Genomic DNA, 15799 nt, shown 5'->3' with positions numbered 1-15799 from the left:
CTTTTAAAAGTGCATAAAAATGGGGGAAACAAAAACAAATCAAGAAAAACTATACAAGAATGTAGAAACAGATGGTACTACAGATAACAGAATAATGAAACCAACTATTTCTTCAGAAGAATCTGAAATACTTAAGAAAAACAATAAAGAGGTTTTGATTGGAAAAAATTTAGATGAAATAGATAAATTAAAAGAAGATTTTAATTCTAGTAAAAGAAAATTATTAAATAAATTAATGAGATAAAAATATGGCAGAAAATAGAAAAAGAGCTAGTGCCGAAAATATTACAAAAGGTAATTCAGGAGACAAACAAGAAAAAGGTTTGCATCCTTTAAAAGGCACAGTAAAAGAAAATAATTATAAAGATAATGATAGCAGTAATAATAGATTAGAAGGTTTACATAAAGAAAAATTAGAAAACCAATTACAAACTGCTACTAATAAATCTAATAAAAGAATTGCTGATAACATTCAGAATTCAGAACATAAAGAACAATAAATAATAACTAAAAATAAAAATTATGAATAAGGATACACACGAAGGTAAATGGAAACAAATTAAAGGCGAATTCAAAGAAAAATTTGGAGAAGCAACCAATGATGAATCAATTTCTAATAGAGGGAAAGTAGATAAATTTGTTGGAGAAATGCAAGAAAAATATGGAAAAACCAAAGATGAAATTGCTGAAAAAATTAAAAATTGGTAAAAGAAATAGTACCCCTAATTAAAAAGCATCTACAAAAGTGGATGCTTTTTCTTATTATATTATTACAAAATCCTTTCTTTTCTATCTCTCCTAAAAAAATAAAGCAAATTCTCTTTTTTTATTTTTTTTCTGTAACCCAATAAGTGAAATATTTCTGTTGCTAAAAATTTTGCAATCTTTGGGTTTACCATTAAAGTATATTCATTCTCTTTGTGTTTTCTAACTCCAGGAAGTAATGTTAATACGCTATAAAATTTGAATTTTCTTAAAAGTTTAGATAATTCTAACCAAAAAACTGAAAGTTTAGAGATTATAAAAAAACCGTCATTTCCTCTTGATTGATAAAGAGGCATAAATATTTTACCTGATCTATCTGAATAAATTTTTGTGTCATTTGACAATGCTATCTCTTGATTCTTATTTATGAATTGAAAATTTTCAAAACCAGGATTCATTTTAAAATTTTCATTAGACTTAATATTGTATTTGTAATCTATTTGAAAAAATTGATGTTGTATTTTAAATGTAGAAAAAAGTGCTTTACTTTTTTTATAATAACTATCTATTTCATGCTGAGAAACACAATTAGAAACTTTAAGAGCTTGCCAAATAAAAGCCTCACAATTACTTACTGATAATTTATCATAATGTTGACCCGCTTCAAAACCTAAAGCCACATGTCCATATTCATTAATAAAAGTTAGTAAAGGTCCATCTAAAAATTCTTCAATTCCAAGTATTGTTGGAATAGTAAATTCAGAGCAAAATTCTCTATTATTTAATGAATCACTAATTGTTATGAAAGGTTGAGTATTTGAAGAAGTTGTGTGTAAATCTAAAAAGTAAAAAGGCCATTTATGCTTTTTAAAAATTACTTTTAGTGTTTTATAAATTTCAAATTGTTCTTTATGCTCATTAGTTTTATAATCAAGAAGCTTAATTAAGTTTAGATTTTCTTCTGTCCAAATTCTATTTAAATCAACAGACTCAAACCTTATATTTTTTTCTATTGCATTTAAATTGCCTGAAATTCCATAAAAATTACCATTAAAAGAGAGGTTTTCTTTATTTATTTTTTCAAAAACATTTTGTAATGCATGTATTCCTGCTCTTTCATTACCATGAATACCTGCAAAAGCGATAACTGTTGGTGAATTTATTTCTCCTATTTTTTTCCCTATAATTCTTTGAAAAGAAATTGTTTCACCAAAAGAAGTTATTTTGATATCATCTTTCATATTGATTGTTTCAATATTTCAATTTTGGCTAAGTCTGTTTTTGTAAATAATCCTACTAATTTTTCATTTTCAATCACAGCTAAACAACTATTATCAGTATCATTTAAAATATTCTTTGCTTTATGATATGGTGTTTCTGGAGTAACTTTTATATAATTAGTATTCATCACTTTTTTTACAGTTTTATTTAAAGAGGTTTTGTCTTTATCACTAATAGATAAAACTGTTTGTTTGTCTATTATACCAACTATCATATTATTTTTATTTACTACTGGTAAATGATGAATATCTTTCCAATCCATAATTTTTAAAGCGAGATGTAATAAATCATTTTCATGAACTACAAAAAGACTAGATGTCATTACTTTATAAACTTTATCGTACTTCTTTTTTATAGTTGTGCCTTTTGCTTTTATAGGTTTCCATTCATCAACAGAAATATTTTGTTGCTGGTTTTTATAAATTTGTTGAGTTAAAATAGCATTAGTTTCATATTTGGAAAATTCTTTTCTTAGAGTTCTTTTGTTATCTATTAACCATTGACTGCCAGTATTACTAGTTTCTAATCTTTTAATAATTATATCTAAATAATAATCTATCTCTTTTGGGTCTATATTAGATTTTAAAAGCCCTTTTTTAGCTATAGGTAATAAAGTTTTTTTAATTAATTTTTTTGCTGAAATACCTTTACCAAACCAATTAAAATATGTGTTTATACCAGTTCTAGAAGCATTAATAAAATTTCCTTTAGCTTCTTCAAATGGTATTTTATCCCAAATATCTTCATATTTTTTTGGCATTCCTTGTATTACACCAACCCATAAAAGCGCATTAGCAATTTCATCTTTAACACTGGGTCCAGAAGGTATATATCTATTCTCAATTCTTAAATGAGCCACATTTTTAGCAACACCATAACATAATCTATTCCATTTATAAAGAGTACCATTGTGTAGGTTTAAGGCCATTAATTTAGGCATGATTCCTTTTTTTACAGCATGTAGGGAGTTTTCTTTAAATGTAGAAGTTACAATGGGTGGATATCTAGAAATATCGTCTGTAAATAGTTCTAAAATAGAGTCTTTAACCCAATCAGAACCAAAAGAAACTCTTGGTTTTTGTTCTCTAGAAAAATGAGAAACATTTCTTAAGTCTATACTTTGCTGAAAAAGAGCTATTCTGGTTTCGCTCCATAATTCTCTACCTAGTAATAATGGCGAATTTGTCATTACAGACAATAATGGACCAGCTATTGCTTGAGACCAATTGTATTTGTCTATTGCTTCTGATGGGTTTATTTGAAGATGAACTTGAAAACTAGTATTACAAGCTTCAAAAAGTATTGAATTGTGTTTTAAAATAAGTTCATCTACACCTTGTATATGCAATTTAAAATCTCCTCCTCTAATTTTTTTAATGACATTATTTATTGTCTTATAACGTTTATAAGGAGTTACATTTTTAAATACTAAATCTTTTTTTCTTAGAGTTGGTAAAATACCTGTTAAAATAATTTTATTATTCTCTGTTTCTTCTGCAATCTTTTGTCCTTTTTCTAATAATAAAAGAAGTTCTTTTTCTAATTCTGAAAAACAATTATTTTCTAATTTTTGAGGATCTAAATTTATTTCTAAATTAAATAATGCTAACTCTGTAGTATAATGTTCGTCATTTATCTTTTCAAGAATTTTTAAAGCATTTGTTGAGGGTCTAAAATCTTCATCAACTATACATAACTCTTGCTCAGCACCAATTCTTTGAATTCCAGATTCAAATAAATTATTAACAAGCATGTAGTTAAATGCCTCTATATCATTTAATAAATGACTTAAAAATTCTTTTCTATCTTTTTGAGATTTTATTGCAGTAACAGATTGTGAACCCATAATTATTAAATATATCAATTACGAATTTCGCAATTTTTAATAAGAATAAATATGATAAATATCATTAGAAAGTGTAAGGTAATTCTTTCTAATTTTTTATCTAAAAAAGTACTACTCTTTTTTATGGGCTAGTTTTTTAACCAGTTTACCAACAGTTAAACCTTGCACAATAATAGAAAAAACTACAACAATATATGTGATAACAAGAAATAATTCACGATTCATATCATTTGCTAAACCTAAAGCAAGAGCTATTGAAATTCCTCCACGTAATCCACCCCAAGTCATTATAAAGTCTGTTCTTCTAACAAATTCTAACTTATCTTTAAATACTATTATTGGAAATAATAAAGAAACATATCTACAAAGTAACACAATTGGAATTGCTAATAATCCTGCAATGACATACTTACCATCAAACACTAAAACTAGCATTTCCATTCCTATTAAAACAAAAAGAATAGCATTTAAAAGAATATCTATTAGTTCCCAAAACTTATCTACATATTTTTCTGTAATTTCTGACATAGAAGTAGCTCTAACAGTATCATTACCAACAATTAATCCTGCAGTTACCATTGCTAATGGTGCAGATAAGTGGAGTTTATGCGCAATTACTGTACCACCCATAACTGCTGCTAAAGTTATCATAACTTCTATATGATAATCGTCAATAGCTTTCATTAATTTATAACAAGCATAACCTAAAATAGCACCCAATAAAACACCTCCTATGACTTCTTGTCCAAAAAGCTTAAATACATCAAAAGTAGTATCTTCATCTATACCAGATTTAGCTATTTGATAAATGGTTAAAAAAACAACAACTCCTACTCCATCATTAAATAATGATTCACCTACAATTTTTGTTTCCAATTTTTTTGGAACTCCTGCTTGTTTTAAAATCCCTAAAACAGCTATAGGATCTGTAGGAGAAATTAATGCTCCAAAAAGTAGACAGTAAATAAAATTAACAGGTAAATTTAAAAACTGTAATAAGAAATAAATAGCACCACCTACCAAAAAAGTTGATGTTAATACTCCTAATGTAGAAAACATTAATATAGGCCACCTTTGTACTTTAAGTTGATCAAAATTAGTATGTAATGCTCCTGCAAACAGTAAAAAACTTAGCATTTCATCTAATAGAACAGTTTTAAAATCTATACTAGATATAATTGATTTTTCTGCATTTAATAAAGTAGGATCAAAATAACTTAATAACAAAACACCTAAAGTAAAAACTATAGTAATAATCATTAAACCAATGGTGTTTGGTAATTTTAAAAAACGAGTATTTATAAAACCAAAAACAGCTGATAAAAAAATTAAAACTGTTGCAATAAAATAAGCATCCATATGTATTATTTTTTGAGATTGAAAGATATAAAAAAGCATCAAGAATAACTTGATGCTTTTTCGTGATATATTAGTTTGTAAATAAATTTACATTACAAATAATCTTCTAGAGCTCATCATTTCTGCAACTCTATCAGCAATATCATGTAAAGCCTCATCATTATCTGTATTTTGTATAGCTTCATCTATAAAATTAACAACAGATACCATATCATCTTCTTTTAAACCTCTAGTAGTAATAGCAGGTGTTCCTACACGTATACCAGAAGTTACAAAAGGGCTTTTATCATCAAAAGGTACCATGTTTTTATTAACTGTAATATCTGCTTTTCCTAAAGCGATTTCTGCATCTTTTCCAGAAATATTTTTATTTCGTAAATCAATTAACATACAGTGATTGTCTGTACCACCAGAAATTAAATGATAACCTTTCTTAACAAATTCTTCAGCCATTTTAGCAGCATTTAACTTCACCTGAATTTGATATTCTAAAAACTCATCTGTTAAAGCTTCTCCAAAAGCAACAGCTTTAGCAGCAATTACATGTTCTAAAGGACCTCCTTGGTTTCCAGGAAAAACAGCTGAGTTAAGTAACATAGACATTTTCTTTGGACTACCTGATTTTAAAGTTTCTCCAAAAGGATTGTCAAAATCTTGTCCCATCATAATAATTCCTCCTCTTGGACCACGTAATGTTTTATGAGTTGTAGAAGTTACAATATGACAATGTGGTAATGGATCATTTAAAATACCTTTTGCTATTAAACCTGCTGGATGTGAAATGTCTGCCATTAATAATGCACCAACACTATCTGCAATTTCTCTAAATCTTTTAAAATCGATATCTCTAGAATAGGCAGATGCACCTGCAATTATTAAATTAGGCTTTTCTTTGGTAGCAGTTTCTTGTATTTTATCGTAATTTAAAACACCTGTTTCTTCCTCTACACCATAAAAAGACGTTTTATATAATTTTCCAGAAAAATTAACAGGAGAACCATGAGTTAAATGACCTCCATGAGATAAATCAAATCCTAAAATTTTATCACCTGGTTTTAAACAAGCTGAAAATACAGCTGTATTTGCCTGAGAACCAGAATGTGGCTGAACATTTACATATGCTGCACCAAATAATTCTTTACATCTATCTATAGCAATTTGCTCTACTACATCTACTACTTCACAACCTCCATAATATCTTTTACCTGGGTAACCTTCTGCATATTTATTGGTTAATATAGAGCCTTGTGCTTTCATTACTTGCTCACTAGCATAGTTTTCTGAAGCTATAAGTTCTAAACCATTAATTTGTCTTTCTCTTTCTTCTTCAATTAAGTCAAAAATTTGATGATCTATTTGCATGTTATTTTATTTTATAGAAACACCAAAAATAACTAAAATACAATGGCTTAAAGACTAGTTTTAATGATGTTTTCAACATTTTATTAAGATTAATTATACATTGCTAAAACTTTATTAAAAATTCAATTTTTACTATATTTTTATTTTAAAATGATAAAAAAAGAATGTAGATTTGAGAAAAATAAATATTTTTAAAAATGATTATAACTGCCAACAATCCTAAGCGTAAATCTTGGCTTAAAGTAGAAGAAGATTCAGACTTTCCAATTCAAAACATACCTTTTGGAGTATTTATCACTAGAGATGATATCATTACAATTGGTAGTAGAATTGGTGATTATGCTATAGATTTAGGGGCTTTTCATCAATTAGGGTATTTTGAAGGCATACCATTAACTGATGATATGTTTTTACAAGATAATTTAAATGATTTTATTGCTGATGGTCGTAAAACATGGAGATTAGTGCGTAATAGAATTGCAGAAGTTTTTGATGTTAAAAATGGTAAATTAAGAGATAATGCAGATCATAAAGATAAAATTATCTTTAGAATGGATGAAGTAGAAATGCTTTTACCAGTTGCAGTTGGCGATTATACAGATTTTTATGCGAGTAAAGAGCATGCTACAAATGTAGGTTCTTTATTTAGAGATCCAGAAAATGCTTTATTACCAAATTGGTTACATATACCTATTGGTTATCATGGTCGTAGTTCTTCTATTGTTCCATCAGGAACACCAATTAGAAGACCTTATGGACAAACTAAACCTGCAGAAGGTAGTAATACACCTGGTTTTGGCCCAAGTAAATTATTAGATTTTGAGCTAGAAATGGCTTTTATTACAACAGATGCAAATGTTTTAGGAGAAAGAATACCTATTGAAGAAGCAGAAGAATATATTTTTGGCTTAGTACAATTTAATGATTGGTCTGCTAGAGATATTCAAGCTTGGGAATATGTTCCACTTGGACCATTTTTAGGAAAAAACTTTGCTTCAACTATATCTCCTTGGATTGTTACTTTAGATGCTTTAGAACCTTTTAGAACAGATAACCCTAAACAAGTACATGAACCATTACCATACTTAAAACAAGAAGGTAAAGGTAGTTATGATATTCATTTACAAGTGGGTATACAACCAGAAGGTGGTGAAGAAACTATTGTAGCAAATTCTAATTTTAAATATATGTATTGGACTATGGCTCAGCAATTGGCACATCATACTGTAAATGGATGTCCTGTAGAAAGTGGAGATATGATGGGTTCTGGAACCATTTCTGGCCCTACAAAAGATAGTTATGGTTCTATGCTAGAATTAACTTGGAAAGGACAAAAACCAATTCAATTAAAAGATGGTACTAAACGAAAATTTATAAATGATAATGATACAGTTATAATGCGTGCGCATTGTAAAAATGATAAAGTAAGAATTGGATTTGGCGAATGTATAGGTAAAGTACTACCAGCAAAGTAAGATTCGAAATTTATAAAATAAAAAACTCCACATTCTGTGGAGTTTTTTTATAAACAATAAGTATTTATTTTAAGTTTCTTAAAATAAAATCAACAGTTTTATTCGTATTCTTATTAGTTGCATAAGAATCTGTTATGTGTTTAGAAGCTGAAGCATATTTATTATCTATCATATAGCTGATATCATCAACAAATTCTAAAGATACTTTTCCTGTTAGCAACAAACTTAAATCTTTACCTTCTGAATGATAATTATAGATTTTTTTTAGGCCAGTTAAATACAAGTAATCTTTTGTAAATCCTCCTCCTCTATGTGCCCTAACAGTAATGTAAAAAGCTTGTTCTCTATCTAAATCGTAACCATTATGTAATAATCTAAATGTTCTAGAGAAATCATATCCTTTAGCTAAACTATCTACAGCTAACACTCTATAAGCCAATTCTTTTAATCGTTTAATTGTTAGATTACCAGACATATATTCACTAAAAACAGCTAAGCCTTCTTGAGTTTCTTCATTATTAGGAAATCCATGAGAAAATATTTTAAGAGGATGTAACATACCATTCATAGTAGTTACCATATGAACACCTATTTCATGATTTGTTAAAATATTAATTTCATTTTGAGAAAACGTATGATTTTCATTAAGCACTAAAGCTTGTGCAGTATTAGAAACCATAGCAATTGCTCCCATTGTAGATGAGTTTTTAATCTCGTAACTAAAGTCATAGTTTTTAGAATATTCTCTAAAAAATTGATGAGATTCTGAAGCAGAATATTTTGGCTGAAAAAGTGAATCGTTTTCATCTTCACTATCAAAATGCAAAATAAATTTTGCGTTTTCTACATCATTTTCAGTTGGTGTACCAAAAGAACGTAAACTATTGTAGTAGAACCTCTTACCTTTACCAATAGTTTCTATACATTGAATTAAACCTGAATAAAAATAGATGATATCTTCATAGAAATCTCTTAAACGCTCATCTTCTATGTCATCTATTTTTAATGCAAAAAATTCTTTATGCAAGGAAAATTTATCAAAATCTCTTTTTGGGTAAGTAAACTTTGGATCCGTTAAATATTTAGAATTAAAAAACTTTGCTTTTTCAGTTTCTATATTATTTGGATTTACATAATTGAGCATCTCAATCTTCTTGACTAACTCATCAATTTTATGGTCTATCTCAAATAGTTTTTGATTTTTTATAGATACAGCATCACTCATAACTCAATTCTCTAAATTTCAGGCTGTAAATTTACGATTTATGCTTCGCATAAAAAGTATTAGCGTGTTTTTTTAACTCTAATTTTAAATATTTTTCTACTGCTGTAACAACTTCTGGATACATAATTTGTTTTAATTCATCACAATAAACTTTTGCAATTTCTGTAGCTAAAACCAATGTATTATTGAAGTTTTGAGTTATGTATTTTAAAAAATATCCATTTCCTTGAAAAGTATCATTTATTTTCGAAGTTGATTTTATTCCATTAGGTAAAGGTGTTTTCTCTAAAATTGCTCTCCAAGATTCTATTTCTTCTCCAAATCTTTGATTGTCTACATTAGACGTACCTAAGTTCCAAGTGGGTACTTCTCTTGTCCAACGTTTCCAGTTATAAGAATGCATGTCATAAACAATACAAACTCCAAACTTTTCTTCTAATTTAGAAATTAAAGCATGTACAACTTTATAAAAATTTGCATGTTTTTGTAAACTCTTTTCATGCATTTCTATAGGTAAAGGTTGCTTCCACAATTTTTTACCCCAAGCATCTTCATAAATTGCAGTTTCAGGAGCTCTATTTAAATCATATTCGAAACGAGAATCACAACCAGCTATTACTATTGGATGACTTTTAACCATTTCTTTTGTCTCTGGATCTTCTTCAAACCAACGTTCATATTCTGTATGCAAGCAATTGTCCCATAACTCTTGTCTAAATTGATGTCCATTATGAACAGCACCACAAGCATAATATACGTATTCCTCTATTTTTATGGTAAAAGAATAATCTTCTGAAACAGCTTCAAAAGTTTCTTCATTTTTAATTTTAGCTATAATATCTTCAACTGAAAGCTTTACCATTTTAATCTATAATTTTCTTTAGTAAATTAAATACTTTTTTTTCTATAACGTCAACAGATCCATCTGCAAAGAATACATTTTTAATGTCTCTAATTAAATTTTCTTTTTCAGATTGAGAAAACTTATTTTCAGAAATATATTTTTGAATTTTATTTAATCCTTCTTCTTCAGAATCTATAACAACTTCTGTATGAATTTTATGAAATGTAGCATCATCAACCCTAGCTAAAATGTAAGCCTCTTCTTCTTTACTTTCAAAATGATTACAATGTGCAGCATATAATAATACGTATGCCTCAAACTCTCTTTTTGTCCAATCTATTTTATTCATTATTTTTCTATTGGTAAATGATTTGTACTACCCCATTCTGTCCAAGAACCATCATAAACAGCATATTTTTTAACACCTGCTATTTCTGCTCCTAAAGCTAAAACAGAAGCTGTTATTCCTGAGCCACAACTAAAAATAATTGGCTTGTTAAGCTTGTTTAAATCTTGATATATTGTTTTTAATTCTTCATCTGATTTTAAATACTGATGGTCTAAAATTTCTGAATAGGGTAAACTTACTGAACCTGGAATATGACCACCTCTTATATCATTTCTTGGTTCTGGTTCTATTGCATAAAAACGACCTTTTGATCTTGCATCTACAACTATACTTCCTTTATTTTTAATATTTTCTAAAACATCTTTTGTGAATTTTATTTTATCAGGTTGATAAAAAGACTTAAAATCACCTTTACTTAAATTTATTAAATGTTTTTGTTCAACAGGATAATCTTTTGATTTCCAAGCTGGAAAACCACCATCTAAAACTGCAATATTAGTAAAACCCATTAGCTGAAACATCCACCAAACTCTAGCAGAAGAATAAATACCTATTTCATCATAAACTACAATACAACTATTAATATTTACTCCAATTTCTTGAGCTTTATCTTGAAATTTTTCAGTGGATAAAATTGTGTTTGGAAAAGCAGCCTCTTTATCTGAAAAAGTATTTTTTATATCAAAAAAAACAGCACCTTTTATTTTGTAATTTTCTTTTAATGAAAGATTTTCTTTATCTGTAACTTTAGGTATTGTAGCATTAAAAATAATTAAATTCTCATCTTCTAAATGACGATACAGCCATTTAGCTTTTACTTTAGGTGATGGAATTTTTAAAGACATTATTAATTTTAATTAATAAAATAATTAAGCATCGTCTACTACTTTTTTAAGTTTAGACTTTCTTAAAAATGCTGCATCTCTTTCTAAAACTTTACTTTCCATAAAGTTAACAACTTTTTCTTGTATGCGTGTTTTGTAAACCTTATTCATGTAGGTTATTCCTCCTGGAGACATCACATTAACCTCAACAAGTTTTCCTCCAATCACATCAATACCAACAAAATAAAGACCATCTTTTACTAATTTTGGACCAATTTTATCACATAAAATCTTTTCTTGTTTTGTTAGTTTGTGTTTAGCAACTCTACCTCCTGCTGAAACATTAGACCTATGATCTTTTTCACCAGGAATTCTACGCATTGCACCAATAGGTAAACCATTTAATAATAAAACTCTAACATCTCCCTGATCTGCTCCTTCAATATATTCTTGTAATATTACATAATCTGAACCTCCATCACCTTTGCTAATGTAAAAATCTAATAATGAGTTGATATTGCCCATTGCAGATTTTTCAATTAAAATTACTCCAGATCCTCCAAAACCATTTAAAGGTTTTAATATCATTTTATCAGAAGAAGATTCTTCTATCATTTTAATTAAATAATCTTTATTTTTTGATACATGTGTAACAGGAATTATCTCATTATTCGGATCTTCGAAAACAGCTGTATATAATTTATTATTTGCTTCACGCATTCCTTGTACAGAATTAATGATAAAAACATCATCTTTTACTGAGTCTAAAAAATTTAGCATTAAAGGATCTAAAGGTGGCTCTGCACGCATAAAAATAACATCAAACCCTGCAAGAGGTAACATTTCTTCTCTTGTTGTAGTTTTATTATAGAAAGTTTTAATATTTGGTGGTATTTTTTCAAGTCTATTTAAAATTGTGCAAAAGGCATTTGTTACACTATTTCTAATAGTAAGATTAGAAGGTGTGCAAATAGCCACTCCATGACCTCTTTTAGCACATTCATGTATTAAAGTTAAAGATGTATCATTTTCTGGAGATTTTATAGTTTCCCAAGGATACATTAAAAAGCAAACATTCATATTTTTAGTATTATGTTTTTTAATTCTATTTTATAATTATAATTGAGACTATTTTACTTCATCGTAATTATCGTCCCAATTTTTAGCAACAGGGTTATCATGTAATTTACCTACAGACTTTGCAACTAAAGCAGATACAGTTGCATCTCCTGTTACATTTACAACAGTTCTACACATATCCAAAGGTCTATCAACTGCAAAAATTAAAGCTAAACCTATAGCTAACTTATCTGCTGGAAAATTAACTGCTTCTAAAACTATTACTAACATAACCATACCTGCACCAGGCACAGCTGCAGAACCAATAGATGCTAATAAAGCTGTTAAAACTATCATCAGTTGATCTATAAATGATAATTCAAAACCTAATGCTTGAGCTATAAAAACAGCAGCAACTGCTTGGTATAAAGATGTTCCATCCATATTTATTGTAGCTCCAACAGGTAAAACAAAACTAGATACTTCTTTATCTACACCTATATGTTCTTCAACCCTTTCCATAGTTACAGGTAAAGTAGCAGCACTAGAACTCGTTGAAAAAGCTAATAATTGAGCTGGACTTAATTGTTTTAAAAACCATAATGGATTCTTCTTTGTAAAAATACTTACAAATATCATGTAGATTGTAATCATTAATAACAACCCACCAACAACTGTCATAGCATATTTTAAGAGTGCAACTAATAAATCTGGATCATTAGATGAGACTACAACATTTGCTAATAAAGCAAAAACTGCATATGGAGCAAAAAGCATAATTAAATCAACCATTTTTAAAACAACTTCGTTTAAAGAATCGAAGAAGTCTTTTAAAGGTTTTGCTCTTTTTTCTCCTATCAATAACATTGAAATTCCTAAAAATATGGTAAAGAAAATTACTTGAAGCATAGATTTATTTTCACTCATTGCTTTTAGAGCGTTATCAGGGACCATATCAACTAAAAATTGCAATGGCCCACTGCTTTTTTGTTTAGAAGCTTCTGCTATTTTAGACTGTACACCTCCACTATTTGCATAAGTATCTGTTAGTTTAGTTATTGTTTCTTCAGAAATACCATTTCCTGGTTGTACAATGTTTACTAGTAATAAACCTATAGAAATAGCTATAACTGTTGTTACAATATAAATACCAATTGTTCTTAATCCTATATTTTTAAATTTAGAAATATCTTTTAAATCAGATATTCCTTTTACTAACGAAGCAATAATTAATGGAACTGCGATTAACTTAAGCAGTTTAACGAAAATTGTTCCAAAAGGGTTAATCCAATTCGCAATAAATTGTGCTCCTCCATTTATGGTAGTCATTCCTAATCCAAAAAGGATTCCTAATACCATACCAATCAAAATTTTCCAGTGTAAAGCGAGATTTTTCATCAAAAAGTTTAAAAATTTAAGAATTTGAAAGATAAAAAAATTATTAAAAACTGAAGTGACTTTATTTGTATATTGTGTGATATTTTTACAAAAAAAGTATATTAATTATTAAAAACATAATATGGAAGGTATTTTAGATTTATTAAATAGTGATTTGGGAAAACAAATTGTATCTGGTGTAGCAGGATCTACAGGCACAGATACAAATAAAACAAGTAGTGTTTTAACTATGGCTTTACCTGTTTTAATGAAAGGAATGGAAAGAAATGCTTCTTCTCCTGAAGGTGCAGCTGGTTTATTAAATGCTTTAAACAATAAACATGATGGAAGTATTTTAGATAATTTAAGCGGATTATTTAATGGTGGTGTAGATGATAGAGTAAAACAAGATGGAGCAGGAATTTTAGGGCATATTTTAGGAGGAAAACAAAATGGTGTTCAGCAAGTTATTGGACAAAAATCTGGTTTAGACGCAGATACTGTTGGTAATATATTAAAAATAGCTGCACCATTAGTAATGGGATATTTGGGTAAACAAAAAAATAATCAAAACATAGCAAATTCAGGAGATTTAACTGGGTTATTAGGTGGTTTACTTGGTGGTAATAGTGCTAAAAGTGAACAAAACTTTTTAGAACAAATCTTAGATGCAGATGGTGATGGAAGTGTTGTAGATGACGTTGCAGGAATGCTTTTAGGTGGTAACAAAAAGTCTGGAGGTGGACTTGGTGGTATGTTAGGTGGTTTGTTTGGAAAATAAAATTAAAATAAATTAATCATAGAAAAGCTCAAACTTTAAAGTTTGAGCTTTTCTATGATTACACTTTACTTTTGTAACAAGATTTGTAAATATCTTCGTAAACAGGTAAAATATTTTGTAGAGAAAACTTTTTTGTATGCTCTTTAGCTCTTTGTTTAAATTGTTCTAAAACAACATCATCTTTTAGAATAGATATTGCATTCATAGCCATATCTTTAACATCTCCTAAATTACTTAAAAAACCTGTTTCACCATGTATATTAACTTCTGGTAAACCCCCAGTATTAGTAGATATAACAGGAGTTTTAGCTGCCATTGCCTCTAATGCTGCCAAACCAAAACTTTCTGTTTTAGAAGGTAATAAAAACACATCTGTATAACAGAGTATTTTATCTATTTCTGTACTATTTCCTAAAAAGAATACTTTGTTTTTTATACCTAGCTTTTTTGTCAATTTTTCTGCTAAAACTCTATCAGGTCCTTCACCAATTAATAACAGTTTTGATGGAATTTCTTTTTGAACTTCATAAAAAACTCGAACTACATCTTCTACTCTTTTTACAGGTCTAAAATTACTGATATGGGTTAAAATACGTTCGTTACTTTTTGCAAGAGCTCCTCTTTTACATTCCTCATCTTGAGCTCTATCATATTTTTTTATGTCTATAAAATTATAAACAACTTGTATGGCTTTATCAATTTTAAATAATTGATTTGTAGTTTCTTTTAAATTATTTGATACAGCTGTAACTACATCAGAATTATTAATACTAAATTCAACTGCTGCTTTGTAAGTTGGATGACTACCCACAAGTGTAATATCTGTACCATGTAAAGTAGTAACCACTTTTATTTTGATACCTTTTTCTAACAGCATTTGTTTAGCCATATATGCAGCATATGCGTGTGGAATTGCATAATGAACATGTAAAACTTCTAATTGATATCTTTCTACAACATCAACCATTCTTGTAGAGAGTGCTAACTCATAGGGTTGATATTGAAAAAGCGGATATTCTTCTATCAATACTTGATGAAAATGCAATTTATGTGATAAAAAATCTAAACGAACAGGCTGATTGTAAGTAATAAAATGTACTTCATGACCATTATCTGCAAGTGCCATTCCTAACTCTGTAGCTACTACTCCACTTCCTCCAAAAGTAGGATAACAAACAATTCCGATTTTCATATATTGTGAAAGAATTTACATTTTCTTAGTTGTAAAGATAAAAGGATTCTTACAAATCCATCTAAATGAAATCATAAAAAAGGTCTGCAAATAAAAATACAGACCTTTTTTGAAACAGAT

General features: G+C 28.3%; 16 protein-coding genes. 5 read left to right on the top strand and 11 right to left on the bottom strand.

Annotated features, from left to right (window positions below):
• The first annotated feature begins 19 nt into the window (after nt 1-19).
• Genes ACFOWD_RS10010 through ACFOWD_RS10000 form a run of 3 tightly spaced genes read left to right on the top strand, consistent with a single transcriptional unit; the run spans nt 20 to nt 708 of the window.
• Nucleotides 20-244: a hypothetical protein gene (locus tag ACFOWD_RS10010; RefSeq protein ID WP_377410237.1), complete on the top strand. Its 225-nt coding sequence runs from the start codon at nt 20-22 to the stop codon at nt 242-244.
• 4 nt (nt 245-248) lie between these two features.
• Nucleotides 249-500, top strand: a complete 252-nt coding sequence (locus ACFOWD_RS10005; RefSeq protein WP_377410235.1) for a hypothetical protein — start codon at nt 249-251, stop codon at nt 498-500.
• Nucleotides 501-522: 22 nt separating this feature from the next.
• Entirely contained in the window at nt 523-708 is a 186-nt protein-coding gene (locus ACFOWD_RS10000; RefSeq protein WP_298993269.1) for a CsbD family protein, read from the top strand.
• Nucleotides 709-770: 62 nt separating this feature from the next.
• Here ACFOWD_RS10000 and ACFOWD_RS09995 read toward each other — a convergent pair whose 3' ends face one another.
• From ACFOWD_RS09995 to glyA, 4 genes are all read right to left on the bottom strand, one after another.
• Nucleotides 771-1946, bottom strand: a complete 1176-nt coding sequence (locus ACFOWD_RS09995; RefSeq protein WP_377410233.1) for a succinylglutamate desuccinylase/aspartoacylase domain-containing protein — start codon at nt 1944-1946, stop codon at nt 771-773.
• Nucleotides 1943-3832 carry a CBS domain-containing protein gene (locus ACFOWD_RS09990; protein WP_377410231.1) on the bottom strand — a complete coding sequence of 630 codons (1890 nt, stop codon included), beginning with the start codon at nt 3830-3832 and terminating at the stop codon, nt 1943-1945. Before ACFOWD_RS09990 ends, ACFOWD_RS09995 begins: the two co-directional genes overlap by 4 nt.
• A gap of 111 nt (nt 3833-3943) precedes the next feature.
• Nucleotides 3944-5191 carry a cation:proton antiporter gene (locus ACFOWD_RS09985; RefSeq protein ID WP_377410229.1) on the bottom strand — a complete coding sequence of 416 codons (1248 nt, stop codon included), beginning with the start codon at nt 5189-5191 and terminating at the stop codon, nt 3944-3946.
• Between the two features lie 87 nt (nt 5192-5278).
• A complete protein-coding gene (glyA, locus tag ACFOWD_RS09980; protein WP_377410227.1) occupies nt 5279-6553 on the bottom strand; it encodes a serine hydroxymethyltransferase in 1275 nt (424 codons plus the stop codon).
• Nucleotides 6554-6750: 197 nt separating this feature from the next.
• Between glyA and fahA the strand changes: the two genes are divergently transcribed.
• The gene (gene fahA, locus ACFOWD_RS09975) at nt 6751-8028 is read left to right on the top strand and encodes a fumarylacetoacetase (protein ID WP_377410225.1); all 1278 of its coding nucleotides are present in this window, start codon (nt 6751-6753) and stop codon (nt 8026-8028) included.
• A 64-nt stretch (nt 8029-8092) separates the two neighbouring features.
• Here fahA and ACFOWD_RS09970 read toward each other — a convergent pair whose 3' ends face one another.
• The 6 genes from ACFOWD_RS09970 to ACFOWD_RS09945 are packed head-to-tail and all read right to left on the bottom strand — an operon-like array spanning nt 8093 to nt 13727.
• Nucleotides 8093-9253, bottom strand: a complete 1161-nt coding sequence (locus tag ACFOWD_RS09970) for a flavohemoglobin expression-modulating QEGLA motif protein (protein ID WP_298993286.1) — start codon at nt 9251-9253, stop codon at nt 8093-8095.
• A 31-nt stretch (nt 9254-9284) separates the two neighbouring features.
• Nucleotides 9285-10115, bottom strand: a complete 831-nt coding sequence (locus tag ACFOWD_RS09965; protein WP_377410222.1) for an N-formylglutamate amidohydrolase — start codon at nt 10113-10115, stop codon at nt 9285-9287.
• A gap of 1 nt (nt 10116) precedes the next feature.
• Nucleotides 10117-10446 (bottom strand): hypothetical protein, encoded by a 330-nt coding sequence (locus tag ACFOWD_RS09960; protein WP_377410221.1) that lies wholly within the window; start codon nt 10444-10446, stop codon nt 10117-10119.
• Nucleotides 10446-11291 carry a sulfurtransferase gene (locus ACFOWD_RS09955; protein WP_377410219.1) on the bottom strand — a complete coding sequence of 282 codons (846 nt, stop codon included), beginning with the start codon at nt 11289-11291 and terminating at the stop codon, nt 10446-10448. The genes ACFOWD_RS09960 and ACFOWD_RS09955 overlap by 1 nt, the downstream gene beginning before the upstream one ends.
• A gap of 24 nt (nt 11292-11315) precedes the next feature.
• A complete protein-coding gene (gene gshB / locus ACFOWD_RS09950) occupies nt 11316-12350 on the bottom strand; it encodes a glutathione synthase (protein ID WP_298993297.1) in 1035 nt (344 codons plus the stop codon).
• A gap of 48 nt (nt 12351-12398) precedes the next feature.
• A complete protein-coding gene (locus tag ACFOWD_RS09945) occupies nt 12399-13727 on the bottom strand; it encodes a dicarboxylate/amino acid:cation symporter (protein WP_377410217.1) in 1329 nt (442 codons plus the stop codon).
• A gap of 121 nt (nt 13728-13848) precedes the next feature.
• Here ACFOWD_RS09945 and ACFOWD_RS09940 point away from each other — a divergent pair, with 121 nt between their 5' ends.
• Entirely contained in the window at nt 13849-14487 is a 639-nt protein-coding gene (locus tag ACFOWD_RS09940) for a DUF937 domain-containing protein (protein WP_377410215.1), read from the top strand.
• Nucleotides 14488-14545: 58 nt separating this feature from the next.
• Here ACFOWD_RS09940 and bshA read toward each other — a convergent pair whose 3' ends face one another.
• Complete coding sequence (gene bshA, locus ACFOWD_RS09935; RefSeq protein ID WP_377410213.1) at nt 14546-15679, bottom strand: N-acetyl-alpha-D-glucosaminyl L-malate synthase BshA; 1134 nt, start codon at nt 15677-15679, stop codon at nt 14546-14548.
• Nucleotides 15680-15799 lie beyond the last annotated feature (120 nt).

Source organism: Polaribacter marinivivus (assembly GCF_042651285.1).
In the GTDB taxonomy this organism is placed as follows: Bacteria; Bacteroidota; Bacteroidia; order Flavobacteriales; family Flavobacteriaceae; genus Polaribacter; species Polaribacter marinivivus.
Note: the sequence above shows the minus strand (reverse complement) of the source record. Positions and strands in the feature narration are given on the sequence as shown.